Origin of the sequence: Streptomyces sp. NPDC060027, assembly GCF_042737005.1 — a bacterium.
Taxonomy (GTDB): domain Bacteria; phylum Actinomycetota; class Actinomycetes; order Streptomycetales; family Streptomycetaceae; genus Streptomyces.
This window is the reverse complement of record NZ_JBHWVI010000180.1, coordinates 1-18,333: the sequence shown is the minus strand read 5'-3', so window position 1 is coordinate 18,333 and position 18,333 is coordinate 1. Positions and strand designations below refer to the sequence as shown.

The 18,333-nt window shown below is 69.9% G+C and carries 13 protein-coding genes and 1 tRNA gene; 6 read left to right on the top strand and 8 right to left on the bottom strand.

The window, feature by feature from the left end; genetic code table 11:
• Positions 1–353 precede the first annotated feature (353 nt).
• On the top strand, positions 354–1,577 hold the full coding sequence (locus ACFWBT_RS32390) for a pentapeptide repeat-containing protein (RefSeq protein ID WP_385706545.1): 1,224 nt from the start codon (positions 354–356) through the stop codon (positions 1,575–1,577).
• A 246-nt stretch (positions 1,578–1,823) separates the two neighbouring features.
• Here the strand turns inward: ACFWBT_RS32390 and ACFWBT_RS32385 are convergent, their stop codons facing one another.
• The 5 genes from ACFWBT_RS32385 to ACFWBT_RS32365 form a co-directional block, all read right to left on the bottom strand.
• Positions 1,824–3,473 (bottom strand): tyrosine-type recombinase/integrase, encoded by a 1,650-nt coding sequence (locus ACFWBT_RS32385; protein WP_385706544.1) that lies wholly within the window; start codon positions 3,471–3,473, stop codon positions 1,824–1,826.
• Positions 3,474–3,560: 87 nt separating this feature from the next.
• A tRNA-Arg gene (locus tag ACFWBT_RS32380) sits at positions 3,561–3,633 on the bottom strand.
• Positions 3,634–3,771: 138 nt separating this feature from the next.
• Positions 3,772–4,434 (bottom strand): ScbR family autoregulator-binding transcription factor, encoded by a 663-nt coding sequence (locus ACFWBT_RS32375; RefSeq protein ID WP_385706543.1) that lies wholly within the window; start codon positions 4,432–4,434, stop codon positions 3,772–3,774.
• A 205-nt stretch (positions 4,435–4,639) separates the two neighbouring features.
• The gene (locus ACFWBT_RS32370; RefSeq protein ID WP_385706546.1) at positions 4,640–6,568 is read right to left on the bottom strand and encodes an IclR family transcriptional regulator C-terminal domain-containing protein; all 1,929 of its coding nucleotides are present in this window, start codon (positions 6,566–6,568) and stop codon (positions 4,640–4,642) included.
• 589 nt (positions 6,569–7,157) lie between these two features.
• Complete coding sequence (locus tag ACFWBT_RS32365; RefSeq protein WP_385706542.1) at positions 7,158–8,432, bottom strand: M6 family metalloprotease domain-containing protein; 1,275 nt, start codon at positions 8,430–8,432, stop codon at positions 7,158–7,160.
• A gap of 566 nt (positions 8,433–8,998) precedes the next feature.
• Between ACFWBT_RS32365 and ACFWBT_RS32360 the strand changes: the two genes are divergently transcribed.
• Together ACFWBT_RS32360 and ACFWBT_RS32355 are read left to right on the top strand one after the other, a co-directional pair.
• On the top strand, positions 8,999–9,643 hold the full coding sequence (locus ACFWBT_RS32360; RefSeq protein WP_385706541.1) for a TetR/AcrR family transcriptional regulator: 645 nt from the start codon (positions 8,999–9,001) through the stop codon (positions 9,641–9,643).
• Between the two features lie 367 nt (positions 9,644–10,010).
• Positions 10,011–11,561, top strand: coding sequence for an MFS transporter (locus tag ACFWBT_RS32355; protein WP_385706540.1), 1,551 nt, complete (start codon positions 10,011–10,013; stop codon positions 11,559–11,561).
• A 309-nt stretch (positions 11,562–11,870) separates the two neighbouring features.
• Here the strand turns inward: ACFWBT_RS32355 and ACFWBT_RS32350 are convergent, their stop codons facing one another.
• On the bottom strand, positions 11,871–12,380 hold the full coding sequence (locus tag ACFWBT_RS32350) for a MarR family winged helix-turn-helix transcriptional regulator (RefSeq protein ID WP_266759738.1): 510 nt from the start codon (positions 12,378–12,380) through the stop codon (positions 11,871–11,873).
• Positions 12,381–12,516: 136 nt separating this feature from the next.
• Between ACFWBT_RS32350 and ACFWBT_RS32345 the strand changes: the two genes are divergently transcribed.
• Positions 12,517–13,323, top strand: coding sequence for a dioxygenase (locus ACFWBT_RS32345; protein ID WP_266759736.1), 807 nt, complete (start codon positions 12,517–12,519; stop codon positions 13,321–13,323).
• Between the two features lie 114 nt (positions 13,324–13,437).
• On the opposite strand, the gene ACFWBT_RS32340 is transcribed toward ACFWBT_RS32345, so the two are convergent.
• Positions 13,438–13,962, bottom strand: coding sequence for a GNAT family N-acetyltransferase (locus ACFWBT_RS32340; protein ID WP_385706539.1), 525 nt, complete (start codon positions 13,960–13,962; stop codon positions 13,438–13,440).
• Between the two features lie 169 nt (positions 13,963–14,131).
• Between ACFWBT_RS32340 and ACFWBT_RS32335 the strand changes: the two genes are divergently transcribed.
• Positions 14,132–15,130, top strand: a complete 999-nt coding sequence (locus tag ACFWBT_RS32335) for an RNA polymerase sigma factor RpoD/SigA (RefSeq protein ID WP_385706538.1) — start codon at positions 14,132–14,134, stop codon at positions 15,128–15,130.
• Positions 15,131–15,682: 552 nt separating this feature from the next.
• Here the strand turns inward: ACFWBT_RS32335 and ACFWBT_RS32330 are convergent.
• Complete coding sequence (locus ACFWBT_RS32330; protein ID WP_385706537.1) at positions 15,683–16,657, bottom strand: helix-turn-helix transcriptional regulator; 975 nt, start codon at positions 16,655–16,657, stop codon at positions 15,683–15,685.
• Positions 16,658–16,719: 62 nt separating this feature from the next.
• Here ACFWBT_RS32330 and ACFWBT_RS32325 point away from each other — a divergent pair, with 62 nt between their 5' ends.
• Positions 16,720–18,261: an MFS transporter gene (locus ACFWBT_RS32325; protein WP_385706536.1), complete on the top strand. Its 1,542-nt coding sequence runs from the start codon at positions 16,720–16,722 to the stop codon at positions 18,259–18,261.
• Positions 18,262–18,333: the final 72 nt, after the last annotated feature.

Genomic DNA, 18,333 nt, shown 5'->3' with positions numbered 1-18,333 from the left:
GGGCCGTTTTCACGGCCCCGGGCCCCTTCGTGCGGTATGGGCGTGCGAAACGGGGCTTGGGGTCCCAGGTGCTGCTGGCAGGGTCGTCGGCGGGCCAGGGGGTTCCGGTGCCGGGGGTGGTGCGCAGTTCGGCAGCGCGGGCGCGGTCTCGCTGAATCCACTTGTGGACGTCGCGCCCGACCCCCATCCATTCCAATTGGGCAGGCCAAAACGGTCCATCGTGCCTCCCCGGCTGCAACCGGGGGCCTGTCGGGTCTGTCTCCATGGCCATGAGAGCGATGCGAAGGCCAGGATCGACCCCGACCCCGACCCCAGATGCCCGTGAGCTACGGCTGTGGCGGGTCGGCCGGGCCTTGACCGTCAGCTTCGTCACCGCGGTCGTGGTCGCGGGCGGCGTCTTCTACGGCCTGCTGGTGGTGCTGGACTTCCGGGGGATCGACAAGGCCGCGAAGCTCGACGCGAAGACGCTCTTCGACCTGGTGAAGCTCTCCTTCGGCGTGGTCGCCGGGGCCGGTGCGCTCGTCGCCCTGGTCGTCGCCTACCGCCGCCAGCGCGTCGACGAGGCCGGCGCCCACCGCGAAGTCACCCGCCTCCACACCGAGCGGTTCACCGCGGCGGTAGAGCAACTGGGCTCGGACTCCCCGGCTGTCCGACTCGGGGGCGTTCACGCACTAGCCGGACTCGCCGACGACGCCCCCGACGACAACCTGCGCCAGACCTGCATCGACGTCCTCTGCGCCTATCTTCAACTCCCCTTCGCTCCCGACCCCGGCGACGACCCCGCTCACCAAGACGAGCACCACCGTTACCTGGCCTTCCGAAAGGTCCGGCACACGATCCTGCGCCTCATCGGTGACCACTATCGACGCCCCAAGGGAACCCACCGATCTTGGCAGGGGTGCGACCTCGACCTCACCGACGTCACCATCGACGGCTACGTGTCATTCGACGGTGCCACGTTCTCCGACGACGCCAGGGTGTCCTTCGACGGGGCCACGTTCTCCGACGGCATGGTGACATTCGACGGAGCGACGTTCTCCGGCGACGCCAGGGTGTCGTTCAGTAAAGCGACGTTCTCCGGAGGCTATGTGTCCTTCAGGAGGGCGACGTTCTCCGGCGGAATGGTGCACTTCTACGGGGTGAGGGTCCTCGGCTGCAGCGTCGTGACCTTCTGTGCCGCGACGTTCTCCGGCGCCGAGGTGTCGTTCAGGCATGCGCAGTTCTCCGGTGGCCACATGTCCTTTGACCATGCGACGTTCTCCGGCGGCGAGGTGTCCTTCGAAATGGTCACGTTCCGCGACGGCGGGGCGTCCTTCGAGCACGCGCAGTTCTCCGGCAGTGAGGTGTCCTTCAAGGACTCGACGTTCTCCGGGGGCGAGGTGCCCTTCGGCTACGCCGTGTTCCGCGGCGGCAACGTGTTCTTCAATGAGGCGACGATCTCTGCGGGCGTGGTGGAGTTCCGAAGGGCGACGTTTTCCGGCGGCGGGGTGTACTTCCACAATGCGGCGGGCGCGGTCCCCGATGGACTTCTCACTGCCCCTGCCCCTGAAGGAGTCGTCGTCTCCTCTCAGTGGTGACTCCAGCGCCATTGGTGCCGAGGGGGCTCAATCGGTCGTCTTCGCCCCCGCCGGCCGATCCAATGAGAAGAGACGGCGACCAGGCATGTCGGCCAGCCGGTTTCCAATCGAGACACTCCGCAGTTTCGCCTCCGCCTTCCGCCCCCCTGGGGCGGGAGTCTGTTCACTCCGTGCAGGGCAGGGGAGCGAAGGGCCAGAGGAACGCCTCGACACGCGCAGCGGAGGAAGCGGGGGAGAGTACGGGGCTTATGCGACATCGGCTGGCTCCTGGCGCTGGCGGACGACGGCTCGGCGGCCCCGGCTGACCTCGATCAGGCCGTCCTTCTTCAGCCGGGTGAAGGCCCGGTGCGCGGTACCGACCGAGACACCGTGGGCCTGCGCGATGTCGCCGACCGTGGGGACGTCCTCGCCGGGGAGCATCGTGCCGTTCTTGATGGCGTCCGCGAGTTCCTGTGCGATCACTTCCCAGGGAGCGAGCTCACGCGGTGGGGCGGCTTCGGCCTTGATGGTCTTGCCGATGGGGCCCACGGCTGCGTCCGGGCGGGCCTGGACGGCTGCCTCGCACTGGCCGCACAGGGCCTCGGCGCCGTCCTCGGTGACCACGAGCATCGCCCACAGTGATTCGTTGCCGCACTCGCAGAGCAGACGGAGCCCGTTGACGACGGTGGTGACCGGCTGCTCGGCGAGTAGCCCTTCCGGCACCGGCAGTTGCTTGGCGAAGGCAGTGACGGCCTGGCGGTCGGAGGTGGCCAGGAAGGCCGCGTAGTACTTGAGCGTGGTCGCGCCTCCGCTGCCGTGGCCGACGCGGCCGGCGACCGTTCGTACGTCGGCACCGGCGCCCAGGAGCTCGGTCACGTTGTACGCACGGAGGTCCTTCAGGCGGTGGGTGTGGGTCTTCAGCTTCTCCGCGAGGCGGCGGTAGCGCTGGCTGACGCTCGAAGGCACGAGCGGGGCCGAGCTGTCGGCCTCGCCGGAGAACACGAAGGAGTCACGGGCGAGTTCACCGCCGAGCGCCCTGCAGCGTTCCTCGGCGCGGGCCCGGTGGGCGGCCAGGACGGAACGCGTGATTACGTCGATGGCCTGCTTACGGCGCTGGTGGGTCTTGGTGTCCTTGATCCTGCGACCGTTGTTGGAGTGCTTCACGACGAGTTCGAGGCGGTCGAGGTTGATGTCTGACCAGCGCAGAGCGCACATCTCTCCGCGGCGTGAGCCGGTGACCATCGTCATGAAGAGGAACGTTCCCCAGTCCAGGTCCCGCTGCCAGGCCGTGTTCAGAACCAGGGCCGCCTCTTCGGGAGTGGGCGGGTCGGGGTTCGGCTTGGGTTGGGAGGGCGGCTCGGCGAGGGCCGCCACGTTCGTCGTCACGTATCCCCAGCGCAGGCCGCGGTTGAGTGCCGGGCGCAGGATGAAGTGAATCTTGCGGACGGAGTTCGCGGCGAGCGGCTCGCAGAGGTGCTTCTGCTTCGTCTTGGGGTCGGTCTTGCCGTTGCGCCGGCCTTCGCACTGGTCCTGGCACTGCCGGAGACGGGCGTAGAACAGCTCCAGCATCTCGGCGGTCAGCCTGCCGGCCTTGAGGTCGCCGAAGGTGGGCTTGAGGTAGTTGCGGATGATGCCCTCGGCCCGCTCGTACGACGTCTCGTCGAGCTCGGCGACGCCGAGCCACCGGTCGAGCAGGAAGGACATGGTCACCTGCGTCTTGGGGTGGCGGTTCTCGTCGACCTGGTGGAGGAGCCTGGTGCGGGCCTTCTCCGCCTCGGTCTCCGTCTCGGCCTGCTCGTGGAGGTAGATGTCCTTCTTCGTGAGCGGGTCGCGCCCGGCGTAGACCCGGACCTGGAAGCCGGCCCCGTTGGGGCGGATGCTGCCGCGCTGACGTCGCTTGCTCTTGGTGTTCGCCATGGTTCTGGAACCTATTCATGGTTAATGCCATGGCTACGACAAACAGCGCGCCTACCTCGGAGAGGTAAACGCGCTGGTCAGACACTGTGCCCCCGGCAGGATTCGAACCTGCGACACCCGCTTTAGGAGAGCGGTGCTCTATCCCCTGAGCTACGAAGGCGTGCGGATCGTGTGCGATCCGGTAGCTAGCGTAGCGGATGCGGGATGGAGGCTGGGAAGGTTCCCGTCTGTGCAGGTGGGGCGGGGCTGGGCCGGATGGTCGAGGGGTGAAGGTCGAGGGGCGGGTGTCGGGCCCCGGTCATCTGGTCGGAAGGCTGGAGAGGGCCGGGCGGGTCAGGTGGAGCATGCGGGTCAGCCACTGGTCTCCCGTTTCGCGCGGGGAGTGGGAATGAGGGTGGGAGTGGGGGGCGCGCGGGGGCTGTGGCTGGAGCGGTGGTGGTGTGCTGGTGGGGACGCGGGGGAGGGCCGTGGTGCCCGTGATCATGGACAGCATCAGGGCGGCGGCCGCGCGCACGTCGACCTCGGGCAGCAGCGAGCCGTCGCGGCTCGCCCGGCGCAGGGCCCCGTGCAGCGCGCCGAGCCAGTTGAGGTGACAGTGGAGTGAGGGGTCGTCGGGGGTTCTGATCTCCTGGGTCAGGCGTGCGCCCGCACGGACGACCAGGTCCGTCTCGAGGAGGCCCACGAGGGTGTGGGCCATGGCGGTGGCTATCTCGAAGGCCGGGGTCTCGCGCCGCGTCAGCTCCACGAGCGCGGCGCCCGACGTGACGCAGGCCTCCGCCTGGACTGCCCGGGCGAGATCGGACTTGGCCGCGAAGTGGAAGAACAGGGCGCCCTTGGTGACCTGCGCGCGTTCGCTGATCACGGAGAGCGTGGCGCCTTCGTAACCGGCCTGGTCGAACACGGTGGAGGCCGCTCGGATCAGGTTGCGCCTGGTTCGCTCGGACCTCTCCTGCTTCACCACGACGCGATCACCCGGACGCTCCTTGTCGTTCGGCCGCTGTTTGTCCTGCCGCCAGCGACGCTAGGAACCTGCTTTCGGGTCTGTCAACGGGGCCGGGTCGTACAGATCATCTTCACGCCATCGCGGTAATCCCCCTGAGAGACAGGGTAGTTGCGCGGGCGGATGTGGCCGGAGGCGGACGGGACGGCGGCTCCGGCCATCCGTCTCAGGTCAGCTGCACCAGCCGGAAGCGGCCCGCGATGTGCAGGTCCGCCTCGATGCGGGTCGCCGTCGCGTGGAGTTGGGGCAGTACGTCGCGGACGCACTCCTCGGCCGTACGGCGACTGCTGTGCATGGCGACGTTCAGCGCGGCCACGACGCGTCCGCCGCGGTCGCGCACCGGGACGGCGATGGACCGCAGCCCCTGCTCCAACTCCTCATCGACCATGGCGTATCCGGCCTTCCGGACCCGGCCCAGTTCGGCCCGGAAGCGCTCCGGGTCGGTGATGGTCCGCGGGGTCAACGGGCTCAACTGCTCGGGCAGCGCTGCGGAAAGGCCACCCCAGGGGTCGGCGGAAGGGTCTCCGGAAGGGAGCACGGAACGGGACACGGGCTCTCCGGGGCGTCCGGGGAGTCCGTCCTCCAGTCCCTCCGTCCCGCGGGTCTCCGGCAGGTCGGCCAGGATGACGCGGCCCAGCGAGGTGGCGTACGCGGGCAGCCGGGTGCCGACGGTCACGTTCACGCTCATGATGCGGCGGGTCGAGACCCGCCCGGTGTACTGGATCTCGTCGCCGGTCAGCACCGCGAGCGACACCGAGTCGTGCAGCCGCTGGGAGAGTTCGGTCATGTACGGGGTCGCGATCTCGGGGAGCGAGGTCCGCGAGAGTGGCGGGAAGCCGAGGTTCAGGACGCGCGGGGTGAGCCGGAAGAACCGGTCGTGCGCGCTGACGTATCCGAGGTGTTCCAGCGTGATCAGGGCGCGGCGGGCGGTCGCTCGGGCGAGTCCGGTCGCCTGGGCGACCGCGGTGAGGGTCAGTTCGGCGCGCCCCTCACCGAACGCGGTGATCACGGTCAGTCCCCGGGCCAGCGACTCGATGAACTCCCGCCCCAGTTCGTGCTTGGAGGCGCCGGTCCAGTCGGCGAGCCCGCAGGGCGTGGTGGCGTCCCCGGCGTCGGCCCGCGCGTACCTCTCCGCGGCGAGCGCGCTCCGCTCGGGCGCCGCCTGTGTCGACGCCGCCTGCGTCGACGCCTCCTGTTCTGCCGCCGTCCGCTCCGACGCCATCGGCTCCGGCGTCATCCGCTCCGACGCTCTGCGATCGGACGCCCTCCGCTCCGGTGCCGGCTCCGCTTCCAGCGTCAACACCCGTTCCATCTCGGCCACTGCCATCCGCAGCCGTGGCAGCAGCACGTCCCGCAGGTCGGTGGCGCTGTGCCGGCTCGTGTGGCTCACCACGTTCACCACGCAGGCGATCCGCCCCGCCTCCCTTACGGGCATCGAGACGGCGACCAGCCCGGGCTCGATCAACTGGTCGTCCAACGCCCAGCCGGTCCTGCGTGCTTCGGCCACGCGCTGCTCGAAGTCGTCTCCGACGGTGGGTAGTTGGCCGGCCGGGAACGCCGTGGCCTCCGTCCTCCCGTCGTACGGTCTGCTCCGTGCCGGTACGGCGGGAAAGCCGCGGTCCTCCGGGTCGGTGGCGCGGCGCTCCCGCCAGCGTGTCCACTCCGCCTCGCTCCACTCGGAGGCGAACAGCGCGCCCGGCGCGGTGCGTTCGGCGGGGAGCAGGTCGCCGATGCGGAAGCGCAGGGACATCGCGCGGCGCCGGGTCGCCTGATGGATGAAGCGGATGCCGTCCTGGTCGCCGACGGCGAGGGACACCGATTCGTCGAGTTCGTCGGCGAGCGCGTCCGCGTACGCGTCCAGGAGGCGGGGAAGCCGGAGAGCGGCGAGATAGGCGTTGCCGAGTTCCATCAGACGTGGGGCGAGTATGGCGTCCCGGCCGTCGAGGCGTACGTATCCCATGCGTGCGAGGGTCGCCGTGATCCGGTCGACGGTGGACCGCGCGAGCCCGGTGGCCCGCTCGAGTCCGCTCAGACTGGACGCCCCGTCCGCCTCGGTCAGCCGGCGCAGTACGGCGATCCCGCGGATGAGCGGCATGACCGCCTCGTCGGGCACCTCGGCCCCGGCGGAGATCCCGGCCGAGGTCCCGGAGACGGACACCCCGGACCCGCCCCCCGTCCCGACCCCGGTGGTCGATGCCCCGGTGCCAGGCCCAGGCCCAGGCCCAGTTCCAGGACCAGGCCCTGCGCCCGACCCCGTGCCGGGCCCCGACCTTGTGCCAGGCCCTGTGCCCGACCCCATGGTCGGCCCTGCGTTCGATGACATGGGCTCTCCGTTGCGGCTCTCAGAAGAGTCACCGTGTGGCGGAACTCGGATGAGTCACCGTGTGGCGGATCTCGGATGAGTCACTGTGTGTGGCTGGCTCTCAGATGAGCCACGGTAATGCTTGCCCGGCCGTCGAAGCAGGTCGGCCGCTCCTCGGCCCGCACGCCGATCCGCCGTCCGCACCCCTGCCCGTCCGCCCGTCCGTCCCGTCCGCCCGTCCGTCCCGTCCGCCCGTCCGTCCCGTCCGCCCGTCCGTCCCGTCCGCCCCGTCCGCCTGCTCATCCGGCTGTCAGGCTGCCCCTGCCGCCGGCTGCCCCTGTGCCCGGGTTATCGTCCGGGTGCCCGTCCGGTCGCCCGGCGGTCAGCGGCGCGTCACGTACACCCGATACTTCCCCGCGACGTCCGCCGCCGCGACCCGGACGGTGAGCCCCGCCTTCGGGTCCTTGAAGGTCTCGCCGGGGCCGAAGGGAGCGTCGGAGAGTTCGGCGTGGACGTTGGGGGAACGGGTGCAGCCGCCGCTGTCGCGGTGGGAGTCGTACACCGTGACGGGCCCGTTCCCGGTGTCCACGTCCGCTTCGACCTTGTAGACGAGGATGCCGGGATGGCAGACCGCGGAGTCGTTGCCCGCCCGGGTGCGCAGTTCGAGGACGAACCCGCTCCGGGCGCTGGTGGGTACGACGACCAGTTTCGCGCCGCCGGACCGGGCCAGCGGGGTCAGCGTGTACTCGGTGGTGCCGGGCGCCGCCGCACAGCTCACCTGGGAGGCGTCGAGCCAGCCCAGTTTCCACTTGTGCCAGCCCAGGAGGTCGTTGTCGGCCCCCCAGTCCTCGCTCATGATGTCCCAGTGCCCGACCGCGCCGCCGCCGTCCTGGGTGTAGAGGTCGGGCAGGCCGAAGGTGTGGCCGTTCTCGTGCGGCAGTACGCGGTAGCCCGTGTCGGCGTAGGAGCCGGAGCCGTCGTCCTGGCGGCTGTAGACGAAGGACGCGTTGGCGACCGGGACGCCGTCGGCGACCGGCGCCTCGGTGTTGCCGGCGAAGGTCACCGACAGCACGGTGTCCAGCGCGGAGGGCCCGGCATTGGGTGTGACCAGCACGTTCATGATGTCGTACGAGCGGAAGTCGACCTCGGGATCGGCCGCGGCCACGATGTCCTGGACCAGTTCGCGGTACCCGGGGTCGAAAGGCGCGCCGCGTTCTATGCCGTACTCCTTGAAGGACTTGGGCATCCGCAGCCAGTGCCGGACGGGGGCGTCGGGCCGGTAGTCGAGGCGGCCGTAGGAGGCGGTGCGGAACCATTCCTGCGTCTTCGGGAAGAACTCGTCGTACCGGTCGTGGGCGCTGCCCTTGCCGGGTGCGTCGGAGAAGTCGACCATCAGGGTCAGCGCCCGGACGGTACCGGTGGAGCGGGCGTAACCGGACGCGGTCGGGATGCCTTCGCCCATCTGGATGCCCGACGGGCCGTTGATCATGCAGGGACCGAGCGCCGTGGAGCGGGCCAGCGCGCTGGAGCCCGCCGTGGCCGAGCCCGCCGTCAGGTGCCCGGTGCCGGCGGCGGTGCTGACCGCCATCGTCAGCACGGTCACCGTGGCGAGCGCGGCCACACGGCGCGGGCGTATCCGGCGGGTGGACGGCTGCATGCGGGGGGCCCTTCGCTCCACGGCAGCCGCCGGTCTCCGACTGCACCCTTGCGATCACCCTGAGTCGCCGACGCGCCGGGCGCGCGTTGGATGGGCCCGATCGGGTTTATCTCCGGGAGGACCTGAAACGGCTTCCGGGAGGAGGGCGCAGCGGGCTTCCGATGGCTCCGGGAAGCGAGACGGGAGGCCGGACGGGAGGCGAGCCGATAGCCGGACGGGAGGCCGGACGCAGGCGAGGCGGGGGGTCCGACGGGAGGCCGGACGCAAGGCCAGGCGGGGGCCGGACGGGAGACCGAACGAGGGACCGGGAAGTCCTGCCGAATCTCAGGTCGGGACCGCCGCGGGATTCGCCAGGGATCCAAGGGGCCGGCGGGGTCCGGCAGGGGCCCGCGGGGATCCGACAGGGGCCCACAGGGACCGATAGACATGTGATGCAGGTCACACACTTCTCTCCCGATCGGGGAAATAACCGGGGATCGTTTCCCCGTTTAGTCATACGTCCGAGCGAAACGGGGAGCGAATCCCCGGATCGCACTCAAGCTCAGAGACGCTTCGAGGAGTACGCCGTGGAGACCGCAACCCCCGTGCAGCGCCGAGTGGCCAGGCCGCGTGCCGACGCCCTGCGCAATCGGGAGCGGATCGTCGCCGCCGCCCGCGAGATGTTCGTCGAGTTCGGCGCCGAGGTGCCGTTCGACGAGATCGCCCGCCGGGCAGGTGTCGGCAACGCCACGCTGTATCGCAACTTCCCCGACCGCGACGCCCTCGCCCGCGAGGTCGTCTGCTCGGTCATGGACCGCACCTCGGAGTGGGTCGAGGAGGCGCTGGAAGCGGGGGGCGACGCCTTCGAGTCGCTGAGCGGCTTCGTGCACTTCGCCGCCGACGAGCGGATAGGCGCCCTGTGCCCGATGCTCTCCGAGAACTTCGACCAGAACCATCCCGACCTGGTCGCCGCGCGTGACCGGATCACCGATCTGCTCCAGCAGCTGATGGCCCGCGCCCGCGAGGCCGGACAGCTGCGCCCCGACATCGAGTTGGGCGATCTGATGATCGCCGTCAGCCAGCTCACCAGGCCGCTGCCCGGCACCGCGTGCCAGGGCATCGACCGCTTCGTGCACCGTCATCTGCAGCTGTTCCTGGACGGTATGCGGGCTCCGGCCCGCTCCGAACTGCCCGGAGTGGCCGCCAACCTGGAGGAACTGCGACGAGCGTGACCGATGCGTCAGGTGCCGCGCCCCTGGGCGGATCGACCGACTGGCCGGCCGACTGGCCGACTGATCCATTGGTCGACTGACCCGCTGACCGACTGACCGATCGACGGCCGACCGGCCGACGGGCCGATGGAGCGATCGTTCGATCGGGAACCGATGAGTCCGGCACCGAACGCCAGTCAGATCTCGTAACCCCTGCTCGTACTCATCACTCGCAATTCATCTCGCAACTCATCACTCGTACTCATCAGGCGCGCGGCGCACTCGTCACTCGGGACGAGTCGTACCGAGCCGCTTCCGGCCGTCAGTGCCGACGAGCCGTCCCTTTTCATTGAATTTTTCGCTACGAAGTCCCGGAGTGGGTACCCCCATGTCTGAAACAGGAATCACCAAGGCAGTCCCGGATCCAGCGTCCGACGCGCACAGCAACCGCTGGAAGGCGCTCGTCTTCATCGCGCTGGCCCAGCTGATGGTGGTGCTGGACGCGACGATCGTGAACATCGCGCTGCCTTCCGCCCAGCAGGACCTGGGTATCACGGACGGCAACCGGCAGTGGGTCGTCACGGCCTACGCCCTCGCCTTCGGCGGTCTGCTCCTCTTCGGCGGCCGGATCGCCGACCTGTGGGGCCGCAAGCGGGCGTTCGTCGTGGGTCTGGTCGGCTTCGCCCTGGCCTCCGCCCTCGGCGGCGCGGCCCAGAGCGGCGCGATGATGTTCGGCGCCCGTGCCCTGCAGGGTGTGTTCGGCGCGCTGCTGGCGCCCGCCGCGCTCTCGCTGCTCGCCGTGATGTTCACCGACGCCAAGGAGCGCGCCAAGGCCTTCGGCATCTACGGTGCGATCGCCGGTGGCGGTGGCGCCGTCGGCTTCATCCTCGGCGGTGTCCTCACCGAGTACATGAACTGGCGCTGGACCTTCTTCGTCAACATCCCGTTCGCGATCGCCGCGGCCGCGGGCGCGTACTTCGTCATCCGTGAGCCGAAGGGCGGGCGCAACCGTTCGCCGCTCGACATCCCGGGTGTCGTCCTGTCCACCCTCGGTCTGGTCTCCCTCGTCTACGGCTTCACCCGCGCCGAGTCCGACGGCTGGGGCGACTCCATGACGGTCGGCCTGTTCGTGGCCTCCGCCCTGCTGCTGGCCGCGTTCGTCTTCACCGAGTCCAAGGTCAAGGCCCCGCTGCTGCCCCTGCGCGTCATTACCGAGCGCAACCGCGGTGGCGTCTACCTCTCGCTCGGTCTCGCGATCATCGCGATGTTCGGCACCTTCCTCTTCCTCACCTACTACCTGCAGATCGTGAAGGGCTACTCGCCGATCTCGACCGGCTTCGCCTTCCTGCCGATGATCGCGGGCATGATCACGGGCTCCACGCAGATCGGTGCCCGTCTGATGACCCGGGTCGCGCCGCGGCTGCTGATGGGCCCCGGCTTCCTGGTCGCCGCGCTCGGCATGCTGCTCCTGGCGCAGCTGGAGATCGGTTCGTCGTACGTCTCCCTGGTGATGCCGGCGATGCTGCTGCTCGGCCTCGGCATGGGTACGGCGTTCATGCCCGCCATGTCGCTGGCCACGCACGGGATCGAGCCGCGTGACGCCGGTGTCGCCTCCGCGATGGTGAACACCTCGCAGCAGGTCGGCGGCGCGATCGGTACGGCCCTGCTGAACACGATCGCCGCCTCCGCGACCACCGTCTACATCAAGGACCACATCGGCGACGCCACCTCCGCGTCGCAGCGTCAGCTGGTCCAGGCGGAGGGCATGGTGCACGGCTACAGCAACGCGATCTGGTTCGCCGTCGGCATCCTCGTGGTCGCCGCGGGAATCGCCTTCACCTTCATCAACACCGGCCGTCCGGACGCCACCGCGGTCTCCGGTTCGACCACGGGCGAAGGCGCCGAGGACGAGCTGAAGGTGCCGGTCATCGCCCACTGACGGCCCTTGGGTACCCCGGGTACTTCGCCTACGGCGCGCACGTCGCGTACGGGCGGGGGTGGGGACGCCTCGCCCGTACGACTCCCAGGGACTGCCCCGGCTCCGAACACGACGGAGCCGGGGCAGTCCCCTGTCCGGACCCGGCGGACGAACTCGCGTGTTCCGGCAGCCACCCGGCAGGGACGCGCGCCACGGCGTGGCCGGGGGAAGTGGTGCACGGCGACCGGGGAAGTGGTGCACGGCGACCGGGGGAGGGTGCGCGGCGACCGGGAGAGTTCTCGCACGGTCAGGAGCCTGGCCGGGAGAGCCCTAGCGCAACCAGGGCAGGTCGGCGCCCGCTTCCTTCGGCTGGAGTCCCTCGGCGATAATCCGCATGGCCTCGCCGAAGGCCTTCTGCTGGTCCGGACCGAGCCGGTCGAACAGGGCCTGGCGTACGGCGGCCACGTGACCCGGCGCCGTACGCCGCAGCACGTCGTAGCCGTCGTCGGTCAGGACCGCGAACTGCCCCCGCTTGTCGGACGGGCAGTCCTCACGGCGTACCCAGCCGCTCTTCTCCAGGCGCGCGACCGCGTGCGAGAGCCGGGAACGGGTGATCTTCGCGTTCATGGCCAGCTCGGTCATCCGCAGCCGCCGGCGCGGTGCCTCGGCCAGCTGCACCAGCAGGCCGTAGTAGATGTGCGGCATGCCCGCGTCGCGCTGGAGCTGACGGTCGAGATGGTCCTCCAGGAGGGTCGTGGCGTGCATGTACGCGCGCCAGATGCGCTGTTCCTCGTCGGTGAGCCAGCGCGGCTCTTCAGCGGGAGCGGGTGCCGTGTTCATGTGCTCCACTGTACGAGCCCCTCCTTGAAACTTAAACAAACCCGGCGTAGCCTCGGTAAAGAACTTGAGACTTTAAGCAACTGCTTCAAGTATCAAGCACCGCGCCGTACGATTGAACCCTCTGGAGGGAGCCGCCATGTCCGCCGCCACCGAGGAGCGTCCCGCACCGGAGCGCATGCCCGCCCTCTATCTCAGTCATGGTGCCCCGCCGCTCGCCGACGACCCGGTCTGGCCCGGCCAGCTCGCCGCCTGGTCGGCCGACCTGCCCCGCCCCAAGGCGATCCTCATGGTGTCCGCCCACTGGGAGGAGGCCCCGCTCGCCCTCGGCGCGATCGAGACGGTCCCCCTCGTGTACGACTTCTGGGGCTTCCCCGAGCACTACTACCAGGTCACGTACGCCGCCCCCGGCGCCCCGCTGCTCGCCGAGTCCGTACGGAAGCTGTTGCGCGCCCCCGGTACGCCGGTGCAGGACATCCCGGACCGCGGACTCGACCACGGCGCGTACGTCCCGCTGAAGGAGATGTTCCCCGAGGCCGACATCCCGGTGCTGCAGATCTCCATGCCGACGCTCGACCCGGTCCGGTTGTTCGAGATCGGCCGCAGGCTGGCGCCGCTGCGTGACGAGGGTGTGCTGATCGTCGGCTCCGGTTTCTTCACCCACAATCTCGCGGCCCTGCGGCACACGGGCGGGGGAGTCCCCACCTGGTCGAGCGAGTTCGACGACTGGGGGCACCGCGCGCTGGAGGCCGGTGACGTGGACGCGCTGCTCGACTTCGAGCGCAAGTCCCCGGCGGGCCGCCTGGCCCACCCGCGCACGGAACACTTCGCCCCGCTCTTCGTGACCATGGGCGCGGCGGACGCCGCCGGAGAACTGGACGGGCAGCGGTCCGTGATCGACGGATTCTGGCTGGGAATGGCGAAGCGGTCGGTGCAGTTCGGCTGAGTGCCGTTGGTCGTTGGTCGTTGGTCGTGGGCTGTGGGCTGTGGGCTGTGGGCTGTGGGCCCGGGTCCGGCGGTCCTGGTCCGGGGCGGCGGGCGGCACTGCCTGGAGGACTGCCTAGAGGGTGAGTTCCTTCTCGTACCAGGCGACGTCCCAGTAGCGGCCGAACTTGCGGCCGACCTCCCGGTAGGTGCCGACATGATGGAACCCGAAGCGTTCGTGCAGCCGCACGGACGCTTCGTTGGGAGGCACGATGCCCGCGTAGGCCCGGTGCAGGTCCTCGGTGGCGAGCGCCGCGAAGAGAGCTTCGTAGAGGAGCGTGCCGACGCCGCGGCCCGCGGCGTCCGGAGCGAGGTAGGCGGTGACCTCGACGGAGGTCGAGTAGGCGGGTTTCACGCGAAAGGCGCTGGAAGTGGCGTACCCGAGAATCGCCTGTGAGTCCGCGTCCGTGGCAACCATCAGGCGGTGCGGTCCGTCTTCAGGGTGGGAGAGCAGCCACGAGCGTCGCTCGTCCGGCGTGAAGACGGCGGTGTCAAAGGTGACGGGCGTCTCACGCACGTAGTGGTTGTAGATGTCGGTGAGGGCGCCGAGATCGGCTGCGACCCCCGGCCTGACCTGCACATCTGTACGTTCCGACGACATCCGCCCTCCCATGTGGTGCGACAGGGTACTGCATGATCAGAAAAATCGAGGTACGGGTTGGGAATTCTGTCCTGATTCCAGTCGTTGTTTCCATCAGATGCCGGGCACCCGGGAGGGTGAGCCCGATGTCCAGGTCCACCCGCAAGCCCACCATCGCAAGGGAGCACGCATGGCAACCCGTGCCGTCGCCCGTCGTAAGTCCGCCACCGGCGGGACCGCCGACGCGGCACGCAGTGTTCGCGCCGGAGGCGGCGAGATCGCCGATCGCGACCTGGTCGGCATGTACCTCGACGAGATCGCGCGTACGCCGCTGCTCGACGCCGCCAAGGAAGTCGAGCTGTCCCAGGTCATCGAGGCGGGTGTGTTCGCGCGGCAGATCCTCGACGGCGAGGCGGAGGCCAAGGCGGACGCCTCTCGTGAGGAGCTGGAGGCGCTGGTCGCCGACGGCGAGCGCGCGAAGGACGTCTTCATCCGCTCGAACCTCCGGCTGGTCGTGGCCGTGGCGCGTCGTTACCCGCGCAGCGGCCTGCCCCTGCTCGACCTGATCCAGGAGGGGAACGCCGGCCTGGTGCGCGCGGTCGAGAAGTTCGACTACCGCAAGGGCTTCAAGTTCTCGACGTACGCCACCTGGTGGATCCGACAGGCCATCACCCGTTCTATCGCCGACCAGTCGCGCACGATCCGCCTCCCCGTCCATCTGGTCGAGGAACTGGGCCGGATCCGTCGCGTGCAGCGCGAGTTCAACCGTGAGAACGGGCGGGAGCCCGAGCACACGGAGATCGCCGCCGAGCTCGGTTCGACGCCGGAGCGCGTGGGCGACGTCCTGGACTGGGCCCGCGACCCGGTCTCGCTGAACATGGCGGTGGACGACGAGGGCGAGACCCAGTTCGGTGACCTGCTGGAGGACACCTCGGCCGTGTCGCCCGAGCAGTCGGTGCTCACGCTGCTGCGCAGCGAGGAGCTGGACGACCTGATAGGCCACCTCGACCAGCGCACCGCCTCCATCATCAAGATGCGGTACGGCATCGAGGACGGCCGGGAGCGGACGCTCACGGAGGTCGGCAAGGAGCACGGTCTGACGCGCGAGCGCATCCGCCAGATCGAGAAGCACGCCCTGCTGGAGCTGAAGAAGCTGGCGCGCGACACCGGATTCGACGCGGCGGCGTAGCGGCGCCGGGGTGCGACACGCGTACGGGGCGAGTCGGGTGAGTGAGATGCGTGGGCCGTTCGGGTTGACTCGTCGAGGGGGCGCGAGACCCGCCTTGCCCGGTTCGCGCACGGGCACCCGCGCCACGTTGGCCACAAGTCGACCAGACATGGCCATGTAAGGCCGCTTCAACCTGCTGGGCTCTGGGAACAAGACTTCCGGGCCCACGCTTCAGAGTCCCGACCCGGCGGACGCGAGCCGCCCCCACGAACCGAGTCCCGACGCACACCCCCCCCCGCGCCGGGACTCTCCCAGAGCCGAGCTTCGGCGCCTCCCCCCCTGGCGCCGAAGCTCGGTTCCATTTCTGGCCTGGGGTTCGAGCCGAGGGCCGGCAGTGGAGAGAGCGCGGGGCGCGCGCGGTGGGGTTTTGGGCAGGACGTTGACGGGCCACCCCGAACCTGAACCCCGGGGTGACCCGGACGGCAGATTCTGCCACAGCGACATAACCTGCCGTACCTGAGCGGCCTCGGGGCGTCACCGGCACCGCGGCTTCCCATCCGCCGCGGCCTGCCGTCAGCGCGCTGACCCACTCCCGGCCCGGCTCAGCCGCGCCCCCAACTCCCTTATGTGATCAACCAGTTCCCTCGGCTCTTGTACGGTGAACTCGCAGTCGACCATCGCGATCCGCGCCGCCAGCCATTCCACCGAGTCACTGGCGGAGGCGCGCAGGCGGCAGCTGCGCTCGTCGATCGGCTCGGGCGACCCGATCCACGCGGGCACGCGCGCCGCGACGAAGTCGGCCGGTGCGGCGAAGGTGACCTCGAACGCGTACGTCTCCTGACGCCGGTACATCGACTGCCGCAGGTATTCGGCGGCGTTCCCTGTCGGCAGCTCGCGGGGTGCGAAGCGGGCCCCCGTCGCGAAGGGCTCGGTCACCCGGTCGACGCGGAACGTCCGCCAGTCCTCGCGGTCGAGGTCGTACGCGACGAGGTACCAGCGGCGGCCGGTGGAGACCAGCCGGTACGGTTCGGTCAGCCGCCGCGACGGCGTCCCGTCCCCGGAGCGGTACGCGAACCGCAGCCGCTCCTGTCCCGCGACGCTGGACGCCATCACGGTCAGCGTCTCGGGTGCGATGCTCGCCCCGTCTCCGCTGGTCAGGGGGGTGGTGGCGGCCTGGAGTGTGGACACGCGGTGCCGCAGCCGGGCCGGCAGCACCTGCTCCAGCTTGGCGAGGGCCCGTACGGAGGCCTCGTCCACGCCCGCGACGGCGTGCCCGGCGCCGGCCCGCAGGCCCACCGCGATCGCCACGGCCTCCTCGTCGTCGAGCACGAGCGGCGGCATCGCCTTGCCCGCCACCAGCCGGTAACCGCCGACCGCGCCCTTGGTCGCCTGCACGGGATAGCCCAGCTCGCGCAGCCGGTCGATGTCGCGGCGGACCGTGCGACGGGACACTCCCAGGCGCTCGGACAGCTCGCCGCCGGGCCATTCGCGGGGCGTCTGGAGGAGGGAGAGGAGCTGGAGCAGCCTGGCCGGTGTGTCGGTCGTCATGTTTTCCAGGGTGCCGCATAACTAGGACATGATCTGGCCTAATCAGGCCGTAGCTTTACCGTATGACTTCCACCGACACCTCTGAGACAGCTCTCAGCAGCCCGGCACCCGGCGCCGCGGCCGACCGACGGCGCTGGTTCGCCCTCGCCATCGTGATGACCGCGGCCTTCATGGACCTGGTCGACGTCACGATCGTGAACATCGCGATCCCGTCGATCCAGCGGGACGCGGGCGCCACGTTCGGCCAGATCCAGTGGATCACCGCGGGCTACGCGCTGGCCTTCGCCGCGGGACTCATCACCGGTGGGCGGCTCGGCGACATCCACGGCCGCAAGCGGCTCTTCCTCCTCGGCATAACCGGCTTCACGATCGCGTCGGCGCTGTGCGGCTTCGCGGTGAACCCGGAGATGCTGGTCGCCTCGCGCATCCTGCAGGGCGCCATGGCCGCGATGATGGTGCCGCAGGTGCTGTCGATCGTGCACGCCACCTTCCCGGCGCACGAGCGGGGCAAGGTCTTCGGCCTCTTCGGCGCGATCGTCGGCCTGGGCGCGGTCTCGGGTCCGCTCCTCGGCGCACTGCTCACCGAGTGGAACCTCTTCGGCCTGGAGTGGCGGCCGATCTTCCTCATCAACCTGCCGGTCGGCGTCGTCGCGCTGATCCTGGGCCGCCGTTTCATCACCGAGTCCAAGGCCCCGCGGGCCCTCAAGCTCGACATCGTCGGCGTCGCCCTCGTCACGCTCGGCCTGCTGATGCTGCTCTACCCGCTGACCCGCGGCCGCGAGCTGGACTGGCCGCTGTGGGGGTACGTGTGCATGGCCGGCTCCCTCGTCGTCTTCGGGGCGCTGGTGGCGTACGAGAAGCGGAAGTCGGCGCGGGACGGTTCGCCGCTGGTCGAGCTGTCGCTGTTCAAGGTGAAGAGCTTCGCGGCGGGCATCGCCGTGCAGACCGTCTTCGGTATCGCACTCGGCATCTTCTTCCTGGTCTGGACGCTGTACATGCAGACCGGGCTGGGCTGGAGCGCGCTGCGGGCGGGGCTCACCGGAGTGCCGTTCTCGATCGCGGTCTCGGCCGCGGCGGGCATGTCCGTGCAGCTGCTGGTCCCGCGCTTCGGACGCAAGGTGCTTCAGGCGGGCGCCCTGCTCATGGCGCTCGGAGTCCTGCTCTACATCTGGGAGTCCGACCGGTACGGCATGTCCATCGCCTCCTGGCAGATGGCCCTTCCGCTGGTGGTCATGGGCGCGGGCATGGGCTTCATCGTCGCCCCGCTGACGGACGCGGTGCTCTCGGAGGTCCCGCGTGAGCACGCGGGCTCGGCGTCGGGCCTGATCAACACCGTGCAGCAGATGGGCAACGCGCTCGGCCTCGGCCTGGTCTCGGTCGTCTTCTTCGGCGAGATCGGCGACGACCTGACCCTCGGCCAGGTGGGCCCGGCCTTCGTGAACGCCTTCCAGCACGCGCTGGGCTGGGTCGCCGTGGTGATGGCCGTCATCTTCCTGGTGATGTTCGCGCTGCCGAAGCGGCCGGCCCAGCATGTGGAGGGGGCGGAGGACGAGACGGTCGCCCAGGACCAGGTCCAGGACCGGAAGGCGGAACTCGTCGGCTGAGTCCCGTCCAGGTCCGCCACCACCGGTGCGACGTGGAAGTCCGAGCCCGAAGGGGCCCCGGCACCTCAGGTG

What these genes read in the sequence shown, in the direction of transcription:
- ACFWBT_RS32385 (WP_385706544.1), bottom strand. Translation starts at nt 3,473, where the DNA reads ATGGCGAACACCAAGAGCAAGCGACGTCAGCGCGGCAGCATCCGCCCC.
- ACFWBT_RS32370 (WP_385706546.1), bottom strand. Translation starts at nt 6,568, where the DNA reads ATGCCGCTCATCCGCGGGATCGCCGTACTGCGCCGGCTGACCGAGGCG.
- ACFWBT_RS32365 (WP_385706542.1), bottom strand. Translation starts at nt 8,432, where the DNA reads ATGCAGCCGTCCACCCGCCGGATACGCCCGCGCCGTGTGGCCGCGCTC.
- ACFWBT_RS32355 (WP_385706540.1), top strand. Translation starts at nt 10,011, where the DNA reads ATGTCTGAAACAGGAATCACCAAGGCAGTCCCGGATCCAGCGTCCGAC.
- ACFWBT_RS32350 (WP_266759738.1), bottom strand. Translation starts at nt 12,380, where the DNA reads ATGAACACGGCACCCGCTCCCGCTGAAGAGCCGCGCTGGCTCACCGAC.
- ACFWBT_RS32345 (WP_266759736.1), top strand. Translation starts at nt 12,517, where the DNA reads ATGTCCGCCGCCACCGAGGAGCGTCCCGCACCGGAGCGCATGCCCGCC.
- ACFWBT_RS32340 (WP_385706539.1), bottom strand. Translation starts at nt 13,962, where the DNA reads ATGTCGTCGGAACGTACAGATGTGCAGGTCAGGCCGGGGGTCGCAGCC.
- ACFWBT_RS32335 (WP_385706538.1), top strand. Translation starts at nt 14,132, where the DNA reads ATGGCAACCCGTGCCGTCGCCCGTCGTAAGTCCGCCACCGGCGGGACC.
- ACFWBT_RS32330 (WP_385706537.1), bottom strand. Translation starts at nt 16,657, where the DNA reads ATGACGACCGACACACCGGCCAGGCTGCTCCAGCTCCTCTCCCTCCTC.
- ACFWBT_RS32325 (WP_385706536.1), top strand. Translation starts at nt 16,720, where the DNA reads ATGACTTCCACCGACACCTCTGAGACAGCTCTCAGCAGCCCGGCACCC.